This window comes from Saliniramus fredricksonii (assembly GCF_900094735.1).
Taxonomy (GTDB): Bacteria; Pseudomonadota; Alphaproteobacteria; order Rhizobiales; family Beijerinckiaceae; genus Saliniramus; species Saliniramus fredricksonii.
Genome location: NZ_FMBM01000002.1, coordinates 1,488,398 through 1,503,807 on the forward strand (window position 1 = coordinate 1,488,398; position 15,410 = coordinate 1,503,807).

Here is a 15,410-nt window from a genome sequence, read left to right on the forward strand (position 1 = left end):
AAAGCAGCGCAGGGAGGCGCGCCATGCAACACACCGCAGACGAGCATGATACCGGTGATGAATTCATGACAGTGACTTCCGACCGTCTCGGCGAAGTTCTGCGCGGGCTGCCGTTTCTCTTGCGAAAGTCGCTGTCGATTGCCGCACAACTGCCTGTCGGCACGCTCGACCTCACCCTCCCCGACGGTCGGCGCCTGCGTTTCGCCGGGACGGATCCGGGTCCGCGGGCGAGCCTCGTCATCCATGACGCCACCTGCCTGCGGCGCTTCCTGATCGCCGGTGATGTCGGTTTTGCCGAAGGCTACCTTCAAAACGAATGGGATACCCCGGATCTGAGGGCGCTCCTGCTGCTGTTCCTGGCCAATCACATGGCCGGCGGGCAGCTCACGCTGGGCCGTCCCGGGCTGCGCGTGTGGCAGCGGATCCGGCATTTCCTGAACCGCAACAGTCGCCGGGGCTCGCGCCGCAACATCCATGCGCATTATGATCTCGGCAACGACTTCTATGAACGCTGGCTCGATCGTTCGATGACCTATTCCTCGGCGATCTTCGCACCCGGCGACAACGATCTGGAGAGTGCGCAGCGGCGCAAATATGCGCGGCTCGCCACCGAGACCGGTATCGGACCCGACGACCATGTTCTCGAAATCGGCTGCGGCTGGGGCAGCTTCGCGGAATACGCCGCGCGCGAGATCGGCTGCCGCGTCACCGGCCTCACCATCTCGCAGGAGCAATACGATCACGCCACGCAGCGCATCGCGCAGGCGGGGCTGTCGGACCGGGTCACCATTGCGATGCGCGACTATCGTGACGAGACCGCGCGCTATGATCGCATTGTCTCGATCGAGATGTTCGAGGCCGTGGGCGAACAATACTGGCAGGGCTTCTTCGAGAAGATGCGCGCCTGCCTCCTGCCCGGCGGGCGAGCCGGGTTGCAGCTCATCACCATCCGCGACGAGGCGTTCGAGGCGTACCGCAAGGAGATGGATTTCATCCGCACCTATGTCTTCCCCGGCGGCATGCTGCCGTCTCCTTCGATCATGCAGAAATTGTCGCATGGCTCGGGCCTGCCGATCGTCTCCGATGCCGGTTTTGCCCTCGACTACGCGCGCACGCTCGCCATCTGGCGCGAGCGCTTCGAAGCGGCGTGGAAGGAAATCGCACCACTCGGTTTCGATGAGCGTTTCCGCCGGCTGTGGAACTACTATCTGACTTATTGCGAGGTCGGCTTCACTACGGCGAATATTGATGTCCGCCAGATGGTCTTTGCAAGGCCGGCATGACGGGGCATATCGATACCGGCGCGCCTGGAGCGCCGAGCCCGCCGAAATGAGAGATTTTCACCCGCAACGGAGGACGCATGTCTGCCGCCATCACGGTTCCCAAGCCGATCCACAGCATGATCCGTGTGCTCGATGAGACACGGTCGGTGGATTTCTACAGCCGCGCTTTCGGCCTCGAAATCGCCGATCGCTTCCCTTTCGAGGGCTTCACGCTGGTCTATCTGCGCAACGCCTCGAGCGGATTCGAGCTGGAACTGACGATCAACCATGATCGCACCGAACCGTATGATCTCGGCGACGGATACGGCCATATCGCCTTCGCGGTCGAGGATATCGAGGCGGAACATGCTCGTTTCGCGCGCGAAGGGCTGTCTCCGAAGCCCATCAAGGCGTTTCACCGCGATGGCGCGCTGATGGCGAAATTCTTCTTCGTCGCGGATCCGGACGGCTACAAGATCGAAGTCCTGCAGCGTCACGGTCGCTATGGCTGACCGGACTTTCGGGCAGGGGCGCCCGTAAATCGCCCCTGCCCTGCCCCGCCCCTTGCACGTTCTCGCCACATCGGACCGTGAGACGGCTGGCGCGCCAAAGAGCGCTCACCGATCAACGTGAACGGACCGATCCGAAATGACATTCGTGAAATCCCCCCTGCGCGCGCTCAGTGCGATCGCGACCCTCGGCCTCGTCCTGGCCGCCTCCCCCATCGCCTTCGTGCCCGGCCAATCCGGCCCCGGAATGCCGCAGGCGACGGCCTCCGAGAATATGCGTGTGGCCAGGACCCTCTCCGGCCCCGCTTCCTGGTATGGCGGCAAGTTCCACGGACGCACGACTGCGAATGGCGAGCGTTTCGACATGAACCAACTGACGGCGGCACATCGCTCGCTTCCCTTCGGCACCCGGGTGCGCGTCACCAACGAGCGCAACGGCCGCTCGGTCGTCGTGCGCATCAACGATCGCGGCCCCTTCATCGGCAACCGGATCATCGATCTGTCGCGGGGTGCGGCTGCAGCGGTGGGCATGGTGAGCACCGGTGTGGCGCCCGTGCGAGTCGACGTCCTGATGTGACGCCGCACGAACGGGCGTTTGCAGGGCATCATTGCGTCAGGTGTTGCACAGGCGGGCGGCAGCAATTGAAAACTTGCCGCTTGAAAGCAGGCTACGGCTGGGCTCACATGGCGGAACCGGAATACCGGCTCGCCGCCCGCCTCTTTTCGCAAGGGAATGCCTGAAGGGAATGCCCGTTGATGCTCGATGCCGCCCTCACCGAATGGACCGGTCAGCTGCTGCGCTGGCTGCATGTGATCACCGCCATTGCCTGGATCGGCTCGTCCTTCTACTTCATCATGCTCGATCTCAGCCTGAAGAAGCGCGAGAGCCTGCCCGAGGGCGTCGGCGGCGAGGCCTGGCAGGTGCATGGCGGCGGCTTCTACCACATGCAGAAATACATGGTCGCGCCGGCGCACATGCCGAAGGAGCTGACCTGGTTCAAATGGGAAAGCTACGCGACCTGGATCTCGGGTTTCTTCCTGCTGATCTGGATCTATTATCTCCAGGCCGAGCTCTACACCATCGATCCGGGCGTGATGGCACTCGCGCCCTGGCAGGCCGGCGTGATCGGGATCGGGGCACTGATTGCCGGCTGGTTCATCTATGACGGGCTGTGCAAATCGCCTCTGGGGCACGATGACATGCTGCTCGGCATCGCACTCTTCGCCTTCATCCTGCTGGCGGCGTGGTTCTTCTTCCAGGTCTTCTCGCCGCGCGCGGCCTATCTGCATACGGGCGCGCTGATCGCGACCTGGATGTCGGGCTCGGTCTTCCGGGTGATCATCCCCAATCAGAAGATCGTGGTGGCTGATCTGATCGCCGGGCGCACGCCCGATCCGGCGCTGGGCAAACAGGCCAAGCAGCGCTCGCTGCACAACAACTACCTCACCCTGCCGGTGATCTTCCTGATGCTCTCGAACCATTATCCGCTGGCCTGGTCGGGCAGCTACGCGATCGCGATCATCGGGCTGGTGCTGATTGCCGGCGCCGCGATCCGGCATTTCTTCAACACCCACCATGCCGGAACGCAGACGCCCGGCGTCACCGTCACATGGACCTGGGGTCTCACCGCACTGAGCATGGCGCTCGCCATATGGCTCTCCTTCGCGGGACGTCCGAGCCTCGATGACGCCGATTTCACCACCGGTGCGGCGCCGGTCGAGCTGCGCACGCCGCTCTTCGAGGAAGCCGTACTGACCTTGCAGGGGCGCTGCGTCATGTGTCACGCGAGCGAGCCGTTCTGGCCGGGCATCGCCTCCGCGCCGAAAGGCGTCGTCTTGCAGAGTGAGGCCGAGATCCTGCGCTTCGCCGCCCAGATCCGCGCGCAAACCGTCGATACCCGCGCCATGCCGCCGAACAACATCACCCATATGAGTCTGGAAGAACGCCGTCTGGTGCGTGACTGGCTCGCGGAATACGAAGAGAAACGCCGCGCCGGGCCGATCACACGCCTGGCTGCGGACGGCAGCTGAGACGAGACGCTACGGATCGGGGGACGAGATGACGAAGATCACACGCGCGCAACTGGAAGAAGCCGCTGCTCTCGTTCACGGCGTGATGCCTGCGACACCGCAATATGCCTGGCCGCTGCTGAAGGCGCGTCTCGGGGTCGAGGTCGTGGTCAAGCACGAGAATCATACCCCCACCGGCGCCTTCAAGGTGCGCGGCGGGATCGTCTATCTCGACCGTCTGCGCCGCGAGCGCCCGGATGTGCGCGGCATTGTCAGCGCCACGCGCGGCAATCACGGCCAGAGCCTCGCACTCGCGGGAGCGCGCGCCGGCGTTCCAGTCACCATCGTCGCGCCGCACGGCAATGCCCGCGAGAAGAACGCCGCCATGCGCGCCTTCGGTGCCGAGCTGATCGAGCACGGCGAGGACTTCGAAGCCGCGCGCAGCCTCCTGCCGCAGCTCGCCGAAGAGCGCGGTTACGAAGTGGTCCCGTCGTTTCATCCCGATCTCGTCGCGGGCGTGGCGAGCTATGCGCTCGAACTCTTCACCGCCTGCCCCGACCTTCACACGGTCTATGTCCCGATCGGCCTCGGCTCCGGCATCTGCGGCCTGATCGCCGCGCGCGATGCGCTGGGGCTCGACACGCAAATCGTGGGAGTCGTCTCGGAGAACGCGGATGCCTATGCCCGCTCACTCGAGGCGGGCGAGATCATTGCCACCGAGACCTCCCGCACCTTCGCCGACGGCATGGCCACACGCCAGCCCGATCCGGATGCTTTTGCGATCATCAGAGCCGGCGCGGCGCGCATCGTGCGCGTCAGCGACCCGGAAGTCGCGGAGGCGATCCGGATCTATCACGAGGATACGCACAACCTGGCCGAGGGCGCCGGCGCCGCGCCGCTGGCGGCACTCGCGCGGGAGATCCGCAACGGCGATGCCGTCTTTCCCGAGGGCGCACGCGTCGGCGTGATCCTGTGCGGCGGCAATATCGATCGTGGCGTGGCCGCGCGGGTTCTGGCCGGCGAGACGCCGGAGCCGGCCTGAGGCACGGCAGCAATCAGGTCCGGAGTGCGGCGCGCTGCGTAGGGTGTATGTCTTCGGACGATCATTCCCGTCCTCCGCCGCTGCGCGAGGCTTGAGCCCGTCGCGCAGCGACGTTAAAGCAACTGCGACAATCGAAAGAACGCAACCATGTCCGAGCCCGCCATCACCGCCGCCATGCTCGTCATCGGAGACGAAATCCTCTCCGGGCGCACGAAGGACAAGAATATCGGCTATCTGGCGGATTACCTCACCGAACGCGGCATCGATCTGCGCGAGGCGCGTATCGTGCCCGATATCGAGGAGGAGATCGTCGCCGCCCTGAACGCCATGCGGGCGCGCTACACCTATGTCTTCACCTCCGGCGGCATCGGCCCCACCCATGACGACATCACCGCCGACAGCATCGCCAAGGCGCTCGGTGTCGGCATCGATTACGACGAGCGCGCGCTCGCCATGATGCGCGAGCGCTATGCGCCGGGCGAACTCAACGAGGCCCGCATGCGCATGGCCCGCATCCCCTTCGGCGCGACGCTGATCGAAAACCCGATCTCGAAGGCGCCGGGCTTCATGATCGGGAACGTGATCACCATGGCCGGCGTGCCCTCGATCATGCAGGCGATGCTCGACGATGTGAGCCAGTATCTCGCGAGCGGCGTGAAGGTGATGGTCGAGACGATCGACGCCAAGGGCCTGCCGGAAGGCGCGTATGCCAGCGCGCTCGCGGAGATCGACAAGGCGCATCCCGGCGTCTCGATCGGCTCCTACCCCTCCTTCACCGGTGCCGGTTTCCGCAACCAGATCGTCGTGCGCGGGCGTGATCGCGCCGCGATCGACGCAGCGCTCGCCGATATCCGCGCCCTGCTCGACCGCACTACGGGCGACAACGCGCCGGCGTAAGCACAGAAAACCCGTTCAAAAGCCCTGATTGGTTCGAGGAAAGCAAGAATGACCAACCCCGCAGACAAAGCCTTTCCGGTCTCCTGGGACCAGTTCCACCGTGATGCCCGTGCCCTGGCCTGGCGGCTCTCCGCCGCCGGCCCATTCGAGGGGATCGTCTGCATAACCCGCGGCGGGCTGGTGCCGGCGGCGATCGTGGCGCGTGAGCTCGAATTGCGGCTGATCGAGACAGTGTGCATTGCCAGCTATCACGATTACCAGAAGCAGGGGCAATTGCAGGTCATCAAGGATATCGCCCCGGCGGTGCGCAATCTCGGCAACGGCAAGGGCGCGGGCGTGCTGGTCGTGGACGATCTCACCGATACCGGCAAGACCGCGCGGGTCGTGCGCGAGATGCTGCCCGAGGCACATTTCGCCACGGTCTACGCCAAGCCTGCCGGGCGCCCGCTGGTCGACACCTTCGTGACGGAAGTCAGCCAGGATACCTGGATCTACTTCCCCTGGGATATGGGCCTGTCCTTCCAGCCGCCGATCCGCAACGGCGAGCCGGTCTGAACCGGCGCTCAACGCTTTGCAACAAGGCTTGCCTTGCGCGCATGGACGTGGTCGTAATGGCCGCGATGTCGTCCACCGAACACGGTCGCAATCGTGCCAACGCTGTTTCGCCTGATCGTGATCCTCACCATCCTCGCAGGTCTCGGCTATGCGGGGATGTGGGGGCTTGCCACTTTCGTCGAGCCGCAGCCGCGTGAGATGTCCACCAACATCCCGCCGACGCGGCTGTTGCCGCGATAATCCGTCTTGCCGCGCCATGGCGTGAAGCGATTGTTAAGGCCGCATCCCCAGACTCGCCGCATGGCCACCGATACGAATCGCCTCGTCACCCTGTTTCTCGACATGCTCGCCGTCGAACGCGGCGCAGCGAAGAACACGCTTGCTGCCTATGGCCGTGATCTCGCCGATTATGCCGGCTTCCTCGGCGAACGGGGACTCGCCCTTGCGCAGGTTGGACAAGACCATCTGCGCGACTATCTGACCGATCTCGGTCTTCGCGGCCTCGGTACCGCTTCCGCCGCCCGGCGGCTCTCGGCGGTGCGCCAGTTCCACAAGTTTCTCTATGGCGAGGGTCATCTCGGCGCCGATCCCTCCGCCACGCTGAGCGGGCCGCGCAAGGGGCGCTCGCTGCCCAAGACGCTCGGAATCACCGATGTGGAGCATTTGCTGGAGACGGCCCGCAAGGCCTGCGACGCGCCGGATCTCTCGCCGGGGAAATATCTGCGGGCGTTGCGCATGCATTGCCTGCTCGAACTGCTCTATGCGACGGGCCTGCGCGTTTCCGAGCTCGTCGCCCTGCCCCGATCCGCTGCGCGCACGCGCGATTCGCTGATCGTGGTGCGCGGCAAGGGCAACAAGGAGCGTCTCGTTCCGCTCAACGCATCGGCGAAGGCGGCGGCTTCGCGCTATCTCGCAGCGCGTGAGGAAGCCGCAGCCGCGCGCAAGACGAAGGCCAGCGCGCAGGCGGTCAGCCCCTGGCTGTTTCCCGCCGACAGCGAAACCGGCCATCTCACCCGCCAGGCCTTCGCCCGCGATCTCAAGAGCATCACCATGAAGGCCGGACTCGACCCCCGCGCCGTCTCACCCCACGTGCTACGCCACGCCTTCGCCAGCCATCTCCTGCAGAACGGCGCGGATCTGCGCATGATCCAGGAATTGCTCGGCCATGCCGACATCTCGACGACGCAGATCTACACCCATGTCCTCGACGAGCGGATGAAGGCGCTGGTGCGCGACCTGCACCCGCTATCGCAAAGCGCATGAGTGCTCAGTTCGCGACCACGTATCGTCGCGAGAAGCGCTTGACGATCTGCGGCATCAGATAGATCGGGAACTGGGCCAGCGCAAAGAAAAGGTATGTCGTGTCAGGCGTCGCTGCGCCCAGCGCCGCGATCAGCAGCCCCATGTTTCGCTGCCCGGTCCCGTAGCCGAGCACGAACCGATCCGACGGCGAGAGCGGACGCAGGATCAGCATCGCCGAGAGGATTCCGGCAAAGGCGATGGCAAAGACGATACCGAGATAGCCGGCAACGCGCAGCGGGTTATCCATGACCGCATGGAGCACACCATCCATCGCTGCGACGGCGAAGAGGAAGTAGGTGACGACACCGAGCCCGTCGAAACTCGCCTTGTGCTTGCGAATACTCCCTTCGCCGAGAACGAGGCGGATCACGAGTGCCGTGATGATCGCACCTCCGATCAGCAGCATCATACGCGTGACCAGCACGCCGACATCGATCGGCACGACGACACCGGCGACGAACTCTGCGGCAATCGGCGAATAGAGCGGCGCCAGCGCGGTCATGACCAGCACCACCGTCAGCAGCATGGTCGGCGCGAGACCGAGCACCATGGCGATGGCGGGGGACGACATGATCGGCGGCGCGGCAGCGAGAATGGCGAGCCCGAGAACCAGCCCCGGATCGAGATTGTCGCGCCCCACCAATGCGAGAGCGCCGCCGACGAGCAGGATCGGCGCGAGGGTCGTCCAGATCAGCGCGAAAATCAGGCCCGACGGCGCGCGAAGGATGGCGCGCAGCGCATGCAGATCGACGCGCGCGAAGGTCATGGCGACGAAGACGAAGATCGCAACCGGCAGAAACGGACGCGCGGCAGCGGCAAACTGGGGGAGCATCAGGCCGACCATGATGCTGATCGCAAAACCCTGGGTCGCATATCGACCGATCAGGGCGAGGGCTCGGATCAGAAACGACATATCGGCAAGACGGCTCCGGGACATGCATGCGGCGGGACGCGAATGCCAGCGTCGGCTTCGGCGCACGGACGGGGGCGACAATTTCCGCCTTGGCCTGCGCCGTCTCATCCCATATCCCGAACGGCGTGGTTGGAACAAGTCTCCGGGAGGTGCGGATGCGCACAGATGTGATCGTACTCGGCGCAGGTATCATCGGCGTCAGCACCGCCCTGCATCTGCAGCGCCGTGGGCGTGACGTCGTGCTGGTTGACCGTCGCGGCGCCGGCGAGGAGGCGAGCTACGGCAATGCCGGCCTGATGGAACGCGCCACGATCGAGCCCTATGCCTTCCCGCGCGATCTCGGTTCGCTGGTCAAATACGGGCTCAACCGCTCCACGGAAGTCCGCTACGAGATCTCCTTCCTGCCCAGGATCGCCCCCTGGCTGGCGCGCTACTGGTGGCATTCATCGCCGCACCGCCACGCGGAGGCGACCCGCGCGATGCGCCCGCTGATCGAGCGCTGCGTCGAGGAACATGCCGATCTCGTCGCCGAGGCGGGTGTCGCCCCGCTGATGCGCCCCAGGGGCTGGATCAAGGCGGCGCGCAGCCAGGCACGGCTCGACGCGGAAGCCGCGGAGGCCGAGCGCTTCGCCCGTGATTACGGGATCAGCTATGATCTGCTCGACCGGGCCGGGCTGAAGGAGCGCGAGCCGCATCTGAGCGACCGCGTCATCGGCGCAATCCATCTGCGTGATCCCAATACCAGCCCTGATCCCGGCGGTCTGACCAAGGCTTATGCCGATCTGTTCATACGCAAGGGCGGGCGCTTCATCAGCGGCGATGCGCGCTCGCTCAAAGCGCATGGCGGCAACGGCAAGGCAGGGTGGCGCGTCACCACCGGGGAAGGCGAGATCTCCGCCGATGACGTGGTCGTCGCCATGGGCGCCTGGTCGAACGACATCTACGAGCGGCTCGGCTACCGCATGCCGCTTGCAGCCAAGCGCGGCTACCATCTGCATTACGCCGCCGAGGGCAACGCGGTCCTGAATCATCCCGTGCTCGATGTCGATGCCGGGGTGGTGCTTGCCCCGATGAACAAGGGCATCCGGCTCACGACCGGGATCGAATTCGCCCCCCGCGATGCGCCAAAGAGCCCGATCCAGATCGCGCGCTGCGAGCCACTCGCGCGGGAGATATTCCCGCTCGGCCCGCCGAACGAGCCGGAACCGTGGATGGGATTGCGTCCCTGTTTCCCCGACATGCGCCCCGTCATCGGGCCGGCGCCGCGCCATGACGGGATCTGGTTCGCCTTCGGCCATAACCATCACGGCTTCTCGCTCGGACCGGTCACCGGGCGGATCCTTGCCGAGATGATGACGGGCGAGGATCCGGTGGTCGACACGGGCTGGTTTCGCGCCGACCGTTTCTGAGAACGCCACTGCTCCGCCATGCGCGGGGCGCGCATCTGCCGTTGCGCCGAAAGCGCTTCCCGTCGCGCCCCGCGCATGGTTTGCTGCAGGCGGTTTTTCTCTCCCGGCCCTTATCCCGTGCAGCCCCTCATCGGCATCCTTCTGAAGATCTTCTCGGCCTTCGCCTTCACGATGATGGCGGCGACGATCAAGCTCGTCAGTGATTCGTTTCCGGTTGGACAGCTGATCTTCTTCCGCTCCGCCTTCGCCCTCATCCCCCTATTGATCTGGCTCGCCTGGAGCGACGTGATGGTGAACGCGGTGCGCACGCACAACCTGAAGGGCCACCTGCTGCGCAGCATCATCGGCGTGACGGGCATGTTCTGCGGATTCGCGGCGCTGAGCTATCTCCCGCTCTCCGATGCGGTGGCAATCGGCTATGCTGCGCCGCTGATCGTGGTCGTGCTCGCGGCGCTCGTTCTCAAGGAAACGGTGCGCGCCTATCGCTGGAGCGCCGTCGCCATCGGCTTCGTCGGCGTGATCCTGATGCTGACGCCGCAATTCGGCGTGGTCGATGCCGCAATCGCCAACGAGAATCGGGCACTGGGCGCGACCTTCGCGATCTTCGCCGCCCTGTGTACCGCTGGCGCGACGATCCAGGTCCGCCGCCTCACCGCGACCGAGCGTACCGGCGCCATCGTCTTCTACTTTTCGGTCTTCTCGACCCTGATCGGTCTCGCGACGATCGTTTTCGGCTGGAACATGCCGGGCCTGATCGATTTCGGCATTCTCGTCGTGATCGGCATTCTGGGCGGGATCGGCCAGATCCTGCTCACCCAGAGCTATCGCTTCGGCGATGCCTCGCTGATTGCGCCGTTCGAATATACCACCATGATCTGGGCGCTGCTGCTCGGCTGGTTCGTCTTCGGCGACTGGCCGCAGGCGATTGTGCTGACCGGCGCCGCCATCGTCATCGCAGCCGGCATCTTCGTCATCTGGCGCGAACACCGTCTCGGGTTGGCCCGCAAGAAAGCCGCGGAGATGGCGTCGAAGCGGGCCATCTGAGGTGTATTTCCCCTGCCCTGAGCACCCGTAGCATCAAGCGAGAGCCAAGGCGACAATTGGGCATGGACCGCATCGGCGCGATGGCGTCGTATGCATTTTTGCCAACCGGCGGAAAACGGTTTTCTCCCACACGGGACTTGCACACGGGACTCGCGCGGCAACGGAAGATGTCCGGAGCGCCGGAAATTTATACAATCATGAATGCAGCAAAAGAACAATTAATTACCCATAATTATCAATGTCATCGAGGCGCAACAGCTGTCGACGCTACGGAAACGTAGAAATACGTAGCCCGCACGCCCCTCTCACAATGCGATCCATTCAACAAAACACCGCTTCCAGGATAGAAATTTTTGAACTGAATTCAAAGTTTTGCCTGCTCAGCTCTGATCGGTTCCGGAGCGTTGCGAAGCTTCATCTGCGATAAAGCGCAACGATCAAGGTGCTTGACGACGCTTGTCATGCAAGTGTCATTTAGGCCGTCTATACGGACGCTGCTTCATGCAGATCGCGACGCGATCGAAGCGACATGCATTCCGACAAGGAGTAGACCCGTGAAATTCACCACCCTTACCAGCGCGATTGCCCTCGCGACCGCCGGCATCATGGTTGCCGGCGCTGCCCAGGCCCAGACGCGCGACCAGATTCGTATCGTCGGCTCATCGACTGTCTTCCCCTACAGCCAGGCGGCTTCGGAAGAATATGCCAACGTCACCGGCAACCCTGCTCCGGTCATCGAATCCACCGGCACGGGCGGCGGCATGCAGATTTTCTGCGAAGGTGTCGGCCCCAACACGGCGGACATCACGGGCGCTTCGCGCGCCATGACGGAATCCGAGTGGGCGCTCTGCCAGGAGAACGGCGTCACCGAAGTCACCGAAGCCCAGATCGGCTCGGACGGCCTCTCGATCGCCCAGTCCGTGGACGGCGAGAGCTTCAACCTTACTTTCGCGCAGATTTTCCAGGCGCTGGCCGCCGAAGTCGCGGTCGATGGCGAAATCGTCGAGAACCCCTACACTCGCTGGAGCGAAATCGACTCCTCGCTCCCCGATGCCGAGATCGTTGCATTCGGCCCGCCGCCGACCTCTGGTACGCGTGACGCCTTCGTCGAACTCGCCATGCATTCAGGCTGCAACGAATTCGAAGTGATCGCCGCCCTCGAAGATTCCGACGAGGATCGCTGGGAAGAAATCTGCTCGCGCATGCGTCAGGACGGCCCCTTCGTCGAGGCGGGCGAAAACGACAACCTGATCGTGCAGCGCCTGCAGCAGGATCCGAATGCCGTCGGCATCTTCGGCTACTCCTTCCTCTACGAGAACCAGGACACGCTGAAGGCCGTCTCGGTCGAAGGCGTCGAGCCGACATTCGACTCGATTGCCGATGGCTCGTATCAGGTATCGCGCCCGCTGTTCTTCTACATCAAGAACGCGCATCGTGGTGTGATCCCCGGCCTGACGGAGTTCGTTGAACTCTACGTCAGCGAAGACGTGATGGGCCCTGGTGGTCTGCTCTCCGAGCGTGGCATGGTTCCGCTCCCGGATGCTGCCCGTGAAGAGACCCAGCAGGAAGTTGCTGACAGCGTGACTTTCGATCGCTACGCAATGTGATATGAGGCCAGTGGTCTCCGGTCGCGGCGGTGGACAAACCGCCGCGACCTTTTGTTTTCTGACGAACGGTCCGGTGCGATGCTCACGAATGTCTTCTTTGCCATCCTGATCCTGTCCGTGCTGGCATTCATGGTCGGGCGGCTCCAGGCGCGCCGGTTTGCCGAGGCCGGGCCATCGCAGAAGCTGCATTCACGCCCGGTCTATCATGGGGCGTTCGTCGCCATCTGGGTAGGCGTTCCGGCCCTTGTCCTCGTCATGCTCTGGCTGGTTTTTCAAGGCACCGTCATCGACAGCCTGATCATCGCGAGCCTTCCCGAGACATTGACGCGCGACGCATCGTCCACGCAGCTGGATCTCTATCTTTCCGAAATCAAGAACGTCGCCAATGGCATCATCTTCGGTGAACCGCAGCCGGCCATTTCTGCTGCTGCGGAGCGCTACGAGCGCTGGGTGAGCATTGCCCGCTGGGCCATGGTCGTGGTCGCGCTGTGCCTGATGATTATCACGCTCTTCGTCGCACAGGCCCGCTTGTCCCTGCGCTTTCGCGCGCGTCAGGGTTTCGAGCGCGGCATCACCATCCTGATGGTCACCTGCTCGGTCATTGCCATCATGACGACGGTGGGGATCATCGCCTCGCTGCTTTTCGAAGCCTGGTTCTTCTTTTCGCTGGTTCCGCCCACGGAATTCCTGTTCGGTCTGAACTGGGAACCGCAGATCGCGATCCGCGCTGACCAGGTCGCCGGCGCCGGCGCGTTCGGTGCGGTTCCCGTCTTCGTCGGCACGCTGCTGATTGCCACGATCGCCATGTTCGTGGCGACCCCGATCGGCCTGTTCTCGGCGATTTATCTGGCGGAATTCGCCAGCGACCGCCTGCGCCGCACAGTCAAGCCGTTGATGGAAATCCTCGCGGGTATCCCGACAGTCGTGTACGGATTCTTCGCCATCCTCGTGGTCGCCCCCGCCTTGCGCAACGCCGGCACGGCTCTGGGTCTTCCGATCTCGCCGAATACGGCCCTCGCGGCCGGCAGCGTGATGGGAATCATGCTGATCCCGTTCATCTCCTCGCTCTCCGACGATGCGCTGCGCGCGGTGCCGCGTTCCCTGCGCGAAGGCTCGCTGGCGCTCGGCGCGACCAAGGCGGAGACGATCACCAAGGTGCTGCTGCCGGCCGCCCTGCCCGGCATCATGGGCGGCATCCTCCTCGCCGTCAGTCGCGCAATCGGCGAGACCATGATCGTGGTGATGGCGGCCGGACTGATAGCGACACTCACCTTCAATCCACTCGACTCCGTGACGACGGTTACCGTTCAGATCGTGACGCTGCTGATCGGCGACACCGCCTTTGACAATCCGAAAACCCTGGCCGCTTTCGGGCTGGGGCTCGTCCTGTTCATCGCGACGCTCGGCCTCAATGTTATCGCGCTGCGCATCGTCCAGAAGTACAGAGAGCAGTATGACTGATACAGCCGCTCCCGCCATGGCCGATTTCGACTGGGGTTCCGGGCACGCCAAGGCGCGCCGGTCGAAACGTTATGCCAAGGAAAAAAGGCTGCGCGCCTATGGCATCGCCGCGATCACGGCGGCCCTGTCCCTGCTGGCATTGCTGCTCGGTTCGCTGATCCTCAACGGCTATACGGCCTTCGTCCAGACGAAGGTCGAGGTGCCGTTCTACATTGATCCCGAGGTCGTTTCGCAGGACAACCTCCAGCGCGGCAACTTTCGCGAGATCACCAGCCGCTCCGTGGCGGCGCTGTTTCCGGACTTGCCGGAGGAGGATCTGCGCACGGCGGTGCGGATCCTGACCAACAATACACCCTTCCTTGTGCGCAACGCCGTGATGGAAGATCCGGGTCTGATCGGGGAGACGGTGACGCTGGAGATCCCGGCCTCGGATCCGTTCGACCAGCTCAACAAGGGGCAGGTCAACCGGGATACGCCGGAAGCGCAGCGGCGGGTGGATGATTTCGAGGTCGCGCTGTTCGACCAGCTGGTCGAGCAGGGACGCGTGTCCACGCCGTTCAATTTCGCGCTGTTCACCAATGCCGACAGCCGCTTCCCGGAGCTTGCCGGGCTTGCCGGCGCCATTACCGGCTCGTTCTTCGCCCTGCTCGTCTGCTTCATTCTGAGTTTTCCGATCGGCATTGCTGCGGCAGTCTATCTGGAGGAATTCGCGCCGAAGAATCGCTGGACCGACGTGATCGAGGTCAACATCAACAATCTCGCGGCCGTGCCGTCGATCGTCTTCGGCCTGCTCGGCCTCGCCGTCTTCCTCGGCTGGTTCGGTCTGCCGCGCTCGGCGCCGCTGGTCGGCGGGATGGTGCTCTCCCTGATGACCCTGCCCACGATCATCATCGCTACCCGCGCGGCCCTCAAGGCGGTCCCGCCGTCGATCCGCGAAGCGGCGCTCGGCGTGGGCGCCTCGAAGCACGAGGTGGTGATGCATCACGTGCTGCCGCTGGCCCTTCCGGGCATCCTGACCGGCACCATCATCGGTCTGGCCCAGGCGCTGGGCGAGACCGCCCCGCTGCTGCTCATCGGCATGAATGCCTTCATCACCAGCCCGCCGGGTGGCCTGCTGGAATCATCGACCGCGCTGCCGACGCAGATCTACATCTGGGCCGACAGCCCGGAACGCGGCTTCGTCTCGCGAACTTCCGCCGGTATTCTGGTCCTTATGGGCTTTCTGATCACAATGAACGCGATCGCCGTCTATCTGCGACAGCGCATCGAACGCACCTGGTGAACCCGTTTTTCGAGGACCCTGCCATGACTGCCACAGCCGCTACCGCCGCCGCATCAGCCGCCACTGCCGCAGCCATCGCTCCTGCGCCGCAGCCCGAATCCTCCGGGGATGCACCCA

At 64.2% G+C, this 15,410-nt stretch carries 15 protein-coding genes; 14 read left to right on the forward strand and 1 reads right to left on the reverse strand.

The features are described from left to right. Nucleotides 1-23: 23 nt before the first annotated feature. The 9 genes from GA0071312_RS13365 to GA0071312_RS13405 all read left to right on the forward strand — a co-directional run bounded on the left by GA0071312_RS13365 (nt 24) and on the right by GA0071312_RS13405 (nt 7,538). The gene (locus GA0071312_RS13365) at nt 24-1,283 is read left to right on the forward strand and encodes an SAM-dependent methyltransferase (protein WP_074445372.1); all 1,260 of its coding nucleotides are present in this window, start codon (nt 24-26) and stop codon (nt 1,281-1,283) included. A gap of 77 nt (nt 1,284-1,360) precedes the next feature. Next, nucleotides 1,361-1,774: a VOC family protein gene (locus GA0071312_RS13370; RefSeq protein WP_074445373.1), complete on the forward strand. Its 414-nt coding sequence runs from the start codon at nt 1,361-1,363 to the stop codon at nt 1,772-1,774. Nucleotides 1,775-2,018: 244 nt separating this feature from the next. Continuing rightward, on the forward strand, nt 2,019-2,348 hold the full coding sequence (locus tag GA0071312_RS13375) for a septal ring lytic transglycosylase RlpA family protein (RefSeq protein WP_238947304.1): 330 nt from the start codon (nt 2,019-2,021) through the stop codon (nt 2,346-2,348). A 179-nt stretch (nt 2,349-2,527) separates the two neighbouring features. Beyond that, entirely contained in the window at nt 2,528-3,802 is a 1,275-nt protein-coding gene (locus GA0071312_RS13380) for a urate hydroxylase PuuD (RefSeq protein ID WP_074445374.1), read from the forward strand. A 28-nt stretch (nt 3,803-3,830) separates the two neighbouring features. Continuing rightward, nucleotides 3,831-4,823 carry a threonine dehydratase gene (locus GA0071312_RS13385; RefSeq protein WP_074445375.1) on the forward strand — a complete coding sequence of 331 codons (993 nt, stop codon included), beginning with the start codon at nt 3,831-3,833 and terminating at the stop codon, nt 4,821-4,823. A gap of 147 nt (nt 4,824-4,970) precedes the next feature. Next, entirely contained in the window at nt 4,971-5,720 is a 750-nt protein-coding gene (locus tag GA0071312_RS13390) for a competence/damage-inducible protein A (protein WP_074445376.1), read from the forward strand. A gap of 48 nt (nt 5,721-5,768) precedes the next feature. Beyond that, on the forward strand, nt 5,769-6,275 hold the full coding sequence (gpt, locus tag GA0071312_RS13395) for a xanthine phosphoribosyltransferase (RefSeq protein ID WP_074445377.1): 507 nt from the start codon (nt 5,769-5,771) through the stop codon (nt 6,273-6,275). A gap of 93 nt (nt 6,276-6,368) precedes the next feature. Beyond that, nucleotides 6,369-6,515 (forward strand): histidine kinase, encoded by a 147-nt coding sequence (locus GA0071312_RS13400; protein WP_074445378.1) that lies wholly within the window; start codon nt 6,369-6,371, stop codon nt 6,513-6,515. 60 nt (nt 6,516-6,575) lie between these two features. Next, on the forward strand, nt 6,576-7,538 hold the full coding sequence (locus GA0071312_RS13405; protein ID WP_074445379.1) for a site-specific tyrosine recombinase XerD: 963 nt from the start codon (nt 6,576-6,578) through the stop codon (nt 7,536-7,538). A gap of 4 nt (nt 7,539-7,542) precedes the next feature. Here the strand turns inward: GA0071312_RS13405 and GA0071312_RS13410 are convergent, their stop codons facing one another. After that, nucleotides 7,543-8,490, reverse strand: coding sequence for a sodium:proton symporter (locus GA0071312_RS13410; protein WP_131817812.1), 948 nt, complete (start codon nt 8,488-8,490; stop codon nt 7,543-7,545). Nucleotides 8,491-8,645: 155 nt separating this feature from the next. Here GA0071312_RS13410 and GA0071312_RS13415 point away from each other — a divergent pair, with 155 nt between their 5' ends. The 5 genes from GA0071312_RS13415 to pstA all read left to right on the forward strand — a co-directional run bounded on the left by GA0071312_RS13415 (nt 8,646) and on the right by pstA (nt 15,293). Next, entirely contained in the window at nt 8,646-9,899 is a 1,254-nt protein-coding gene (locus tag GA0071312_RS13415; protein WP_074446177.1) for an NAD(P)/FAD-dependent oxidoreductase, read from the forward strand. A gap of 117 nt (nt 9,900-10,016) precedes the next feature. Further along, complete coding sequence (locus tag GA0071312_RS13420) at nt 10,017-10,943, forward strand: DMT family transporter (protein ID WP_238947214.1); 927 nt, start codon at nt 10,017-10,019, stop codon at nt 10,941-10,943. Nucleotides 10,944-11,497: 554 nt separating this feature from the next. After that, nucleotides 11,498-12,550, forward strand: coding sequence for a substrate-binding domain-containing protein (locus tag GA0071312_RS13425; RefSeq protein ID WP_238947215.1), 1,053 nt, complete (start codon nt 11,498-11,500; stop codon nt 12,548-12,550). Nucleotides 12,551-12,628: 78 nt separating this feature from the next. Next, entirely contained in the window at nt 12,629-14,011 is a 1,383-nt protein-coding gene (gene pstC / locus GA0071312_RS13430) for a phosphate ABC transporter permease subunit PstC (RefSeq protein ID WP_074445380.1), read from the forward strand. After that, nucleotides 14,004-15,293 (forward strand): phosphate ABC transporter permease PstA, encoded by a 1,290-nt coding sequence (gene pstA, locus GA0071312_RS13435; protein WP_074445381.1) that lies wholly within the window; start codon nt 14,004-14,006, stop codon nt 15,291-15,293. Before pstC ends, pstA begins: the two co-directional genes overlap by 8 nt. Nucleotides 15,294-15,410 lie beyond the last annotated feature (117 nt).

Bases quoted from the DNA above. Each gene is read 5' to 3' on its own strand.
- GA0071312_RS13375 (WP_238947304.1), top strand. From the start codon at position 2,019: ATGCCGCAGGCGACGGCCTCCGAGAATATGCGTGTGGCCAGGACCCTC.
- GA0071312_RS13370 (WP_074445373.1), top strand. From the start codon at position 1,361: ATGTCTGCCGCCATCACGGTTCCCAAGCCGATCCACAGCATGATCCGT.
- GA0071312_RS13415 (WP_074446177.1), top strand. From the start codon at position 8,646: ATGCGCACAGATGTGATCGTACTCGGCGCAGGTATCATCGGCGTCAGC.
- pstC (WP_074445380.1), top strand. From the start codon at position 12,629: ATGCTCACGAATGTCTTCTTTGCCATCCTGATCCTGTCCGTGCTGGCA.
- GA0071312_RS13410 (WP_131817812.1), bottom strand. From the start codon at position 8,490: ATGTCGTTTCTGATCCGAGCCCTCGCCCTGATCGGTCGATATGCGACC.
- GA0071312_RS13390 (WP_074445376.1), top strand. From the start codon at position 4,971: ATGTCCGAGCCCGCCATCACCGCCGCCATGCTCGTCATCGGAGACGAA.
- GA0071312_RS13380 (WP_074445374.1), top strand. From the start codon at position 2,528: ATGCTCGATGCCGCCCTCACCGAATGGACCGGTCAGCTGCTGCGCTGG.
- GA0071312_RS13405 (WP_074445379.1), top strand. From the start codon at position 6,576: ATGGCCACCGATACGAATCGCCTCGTCACCCTGTTTCTCGACATGCTC.
- pstA (WP_074445381.1), top strand. From the start codon at position 14,004: ATGACTGATACAGCCGCTCCCGCCATGGCCGATTTCGACTGGGGTTCC.
- GA0071312_RS13365 (WP_074445372.1), top strand. From the start codon at position 24: ATGCAACACACCGCAGACGAGCATGATACCGGTGATGAATTCATGACA.
- gpt (WP_074445377.1), top strand. From the start codon at position 5,769: ATGACCAACCCCGCAGACAAAGCCTTTCCGGTCTCCTGGGACCAGTTC.
- GA0071312_RS13385 (WP_074445375.1), top strand. From the start codon at position 3,831: ATGACGAAGATCACACGCGCGCAACTGGAAGAAGCCGCTGCTCTCGTT.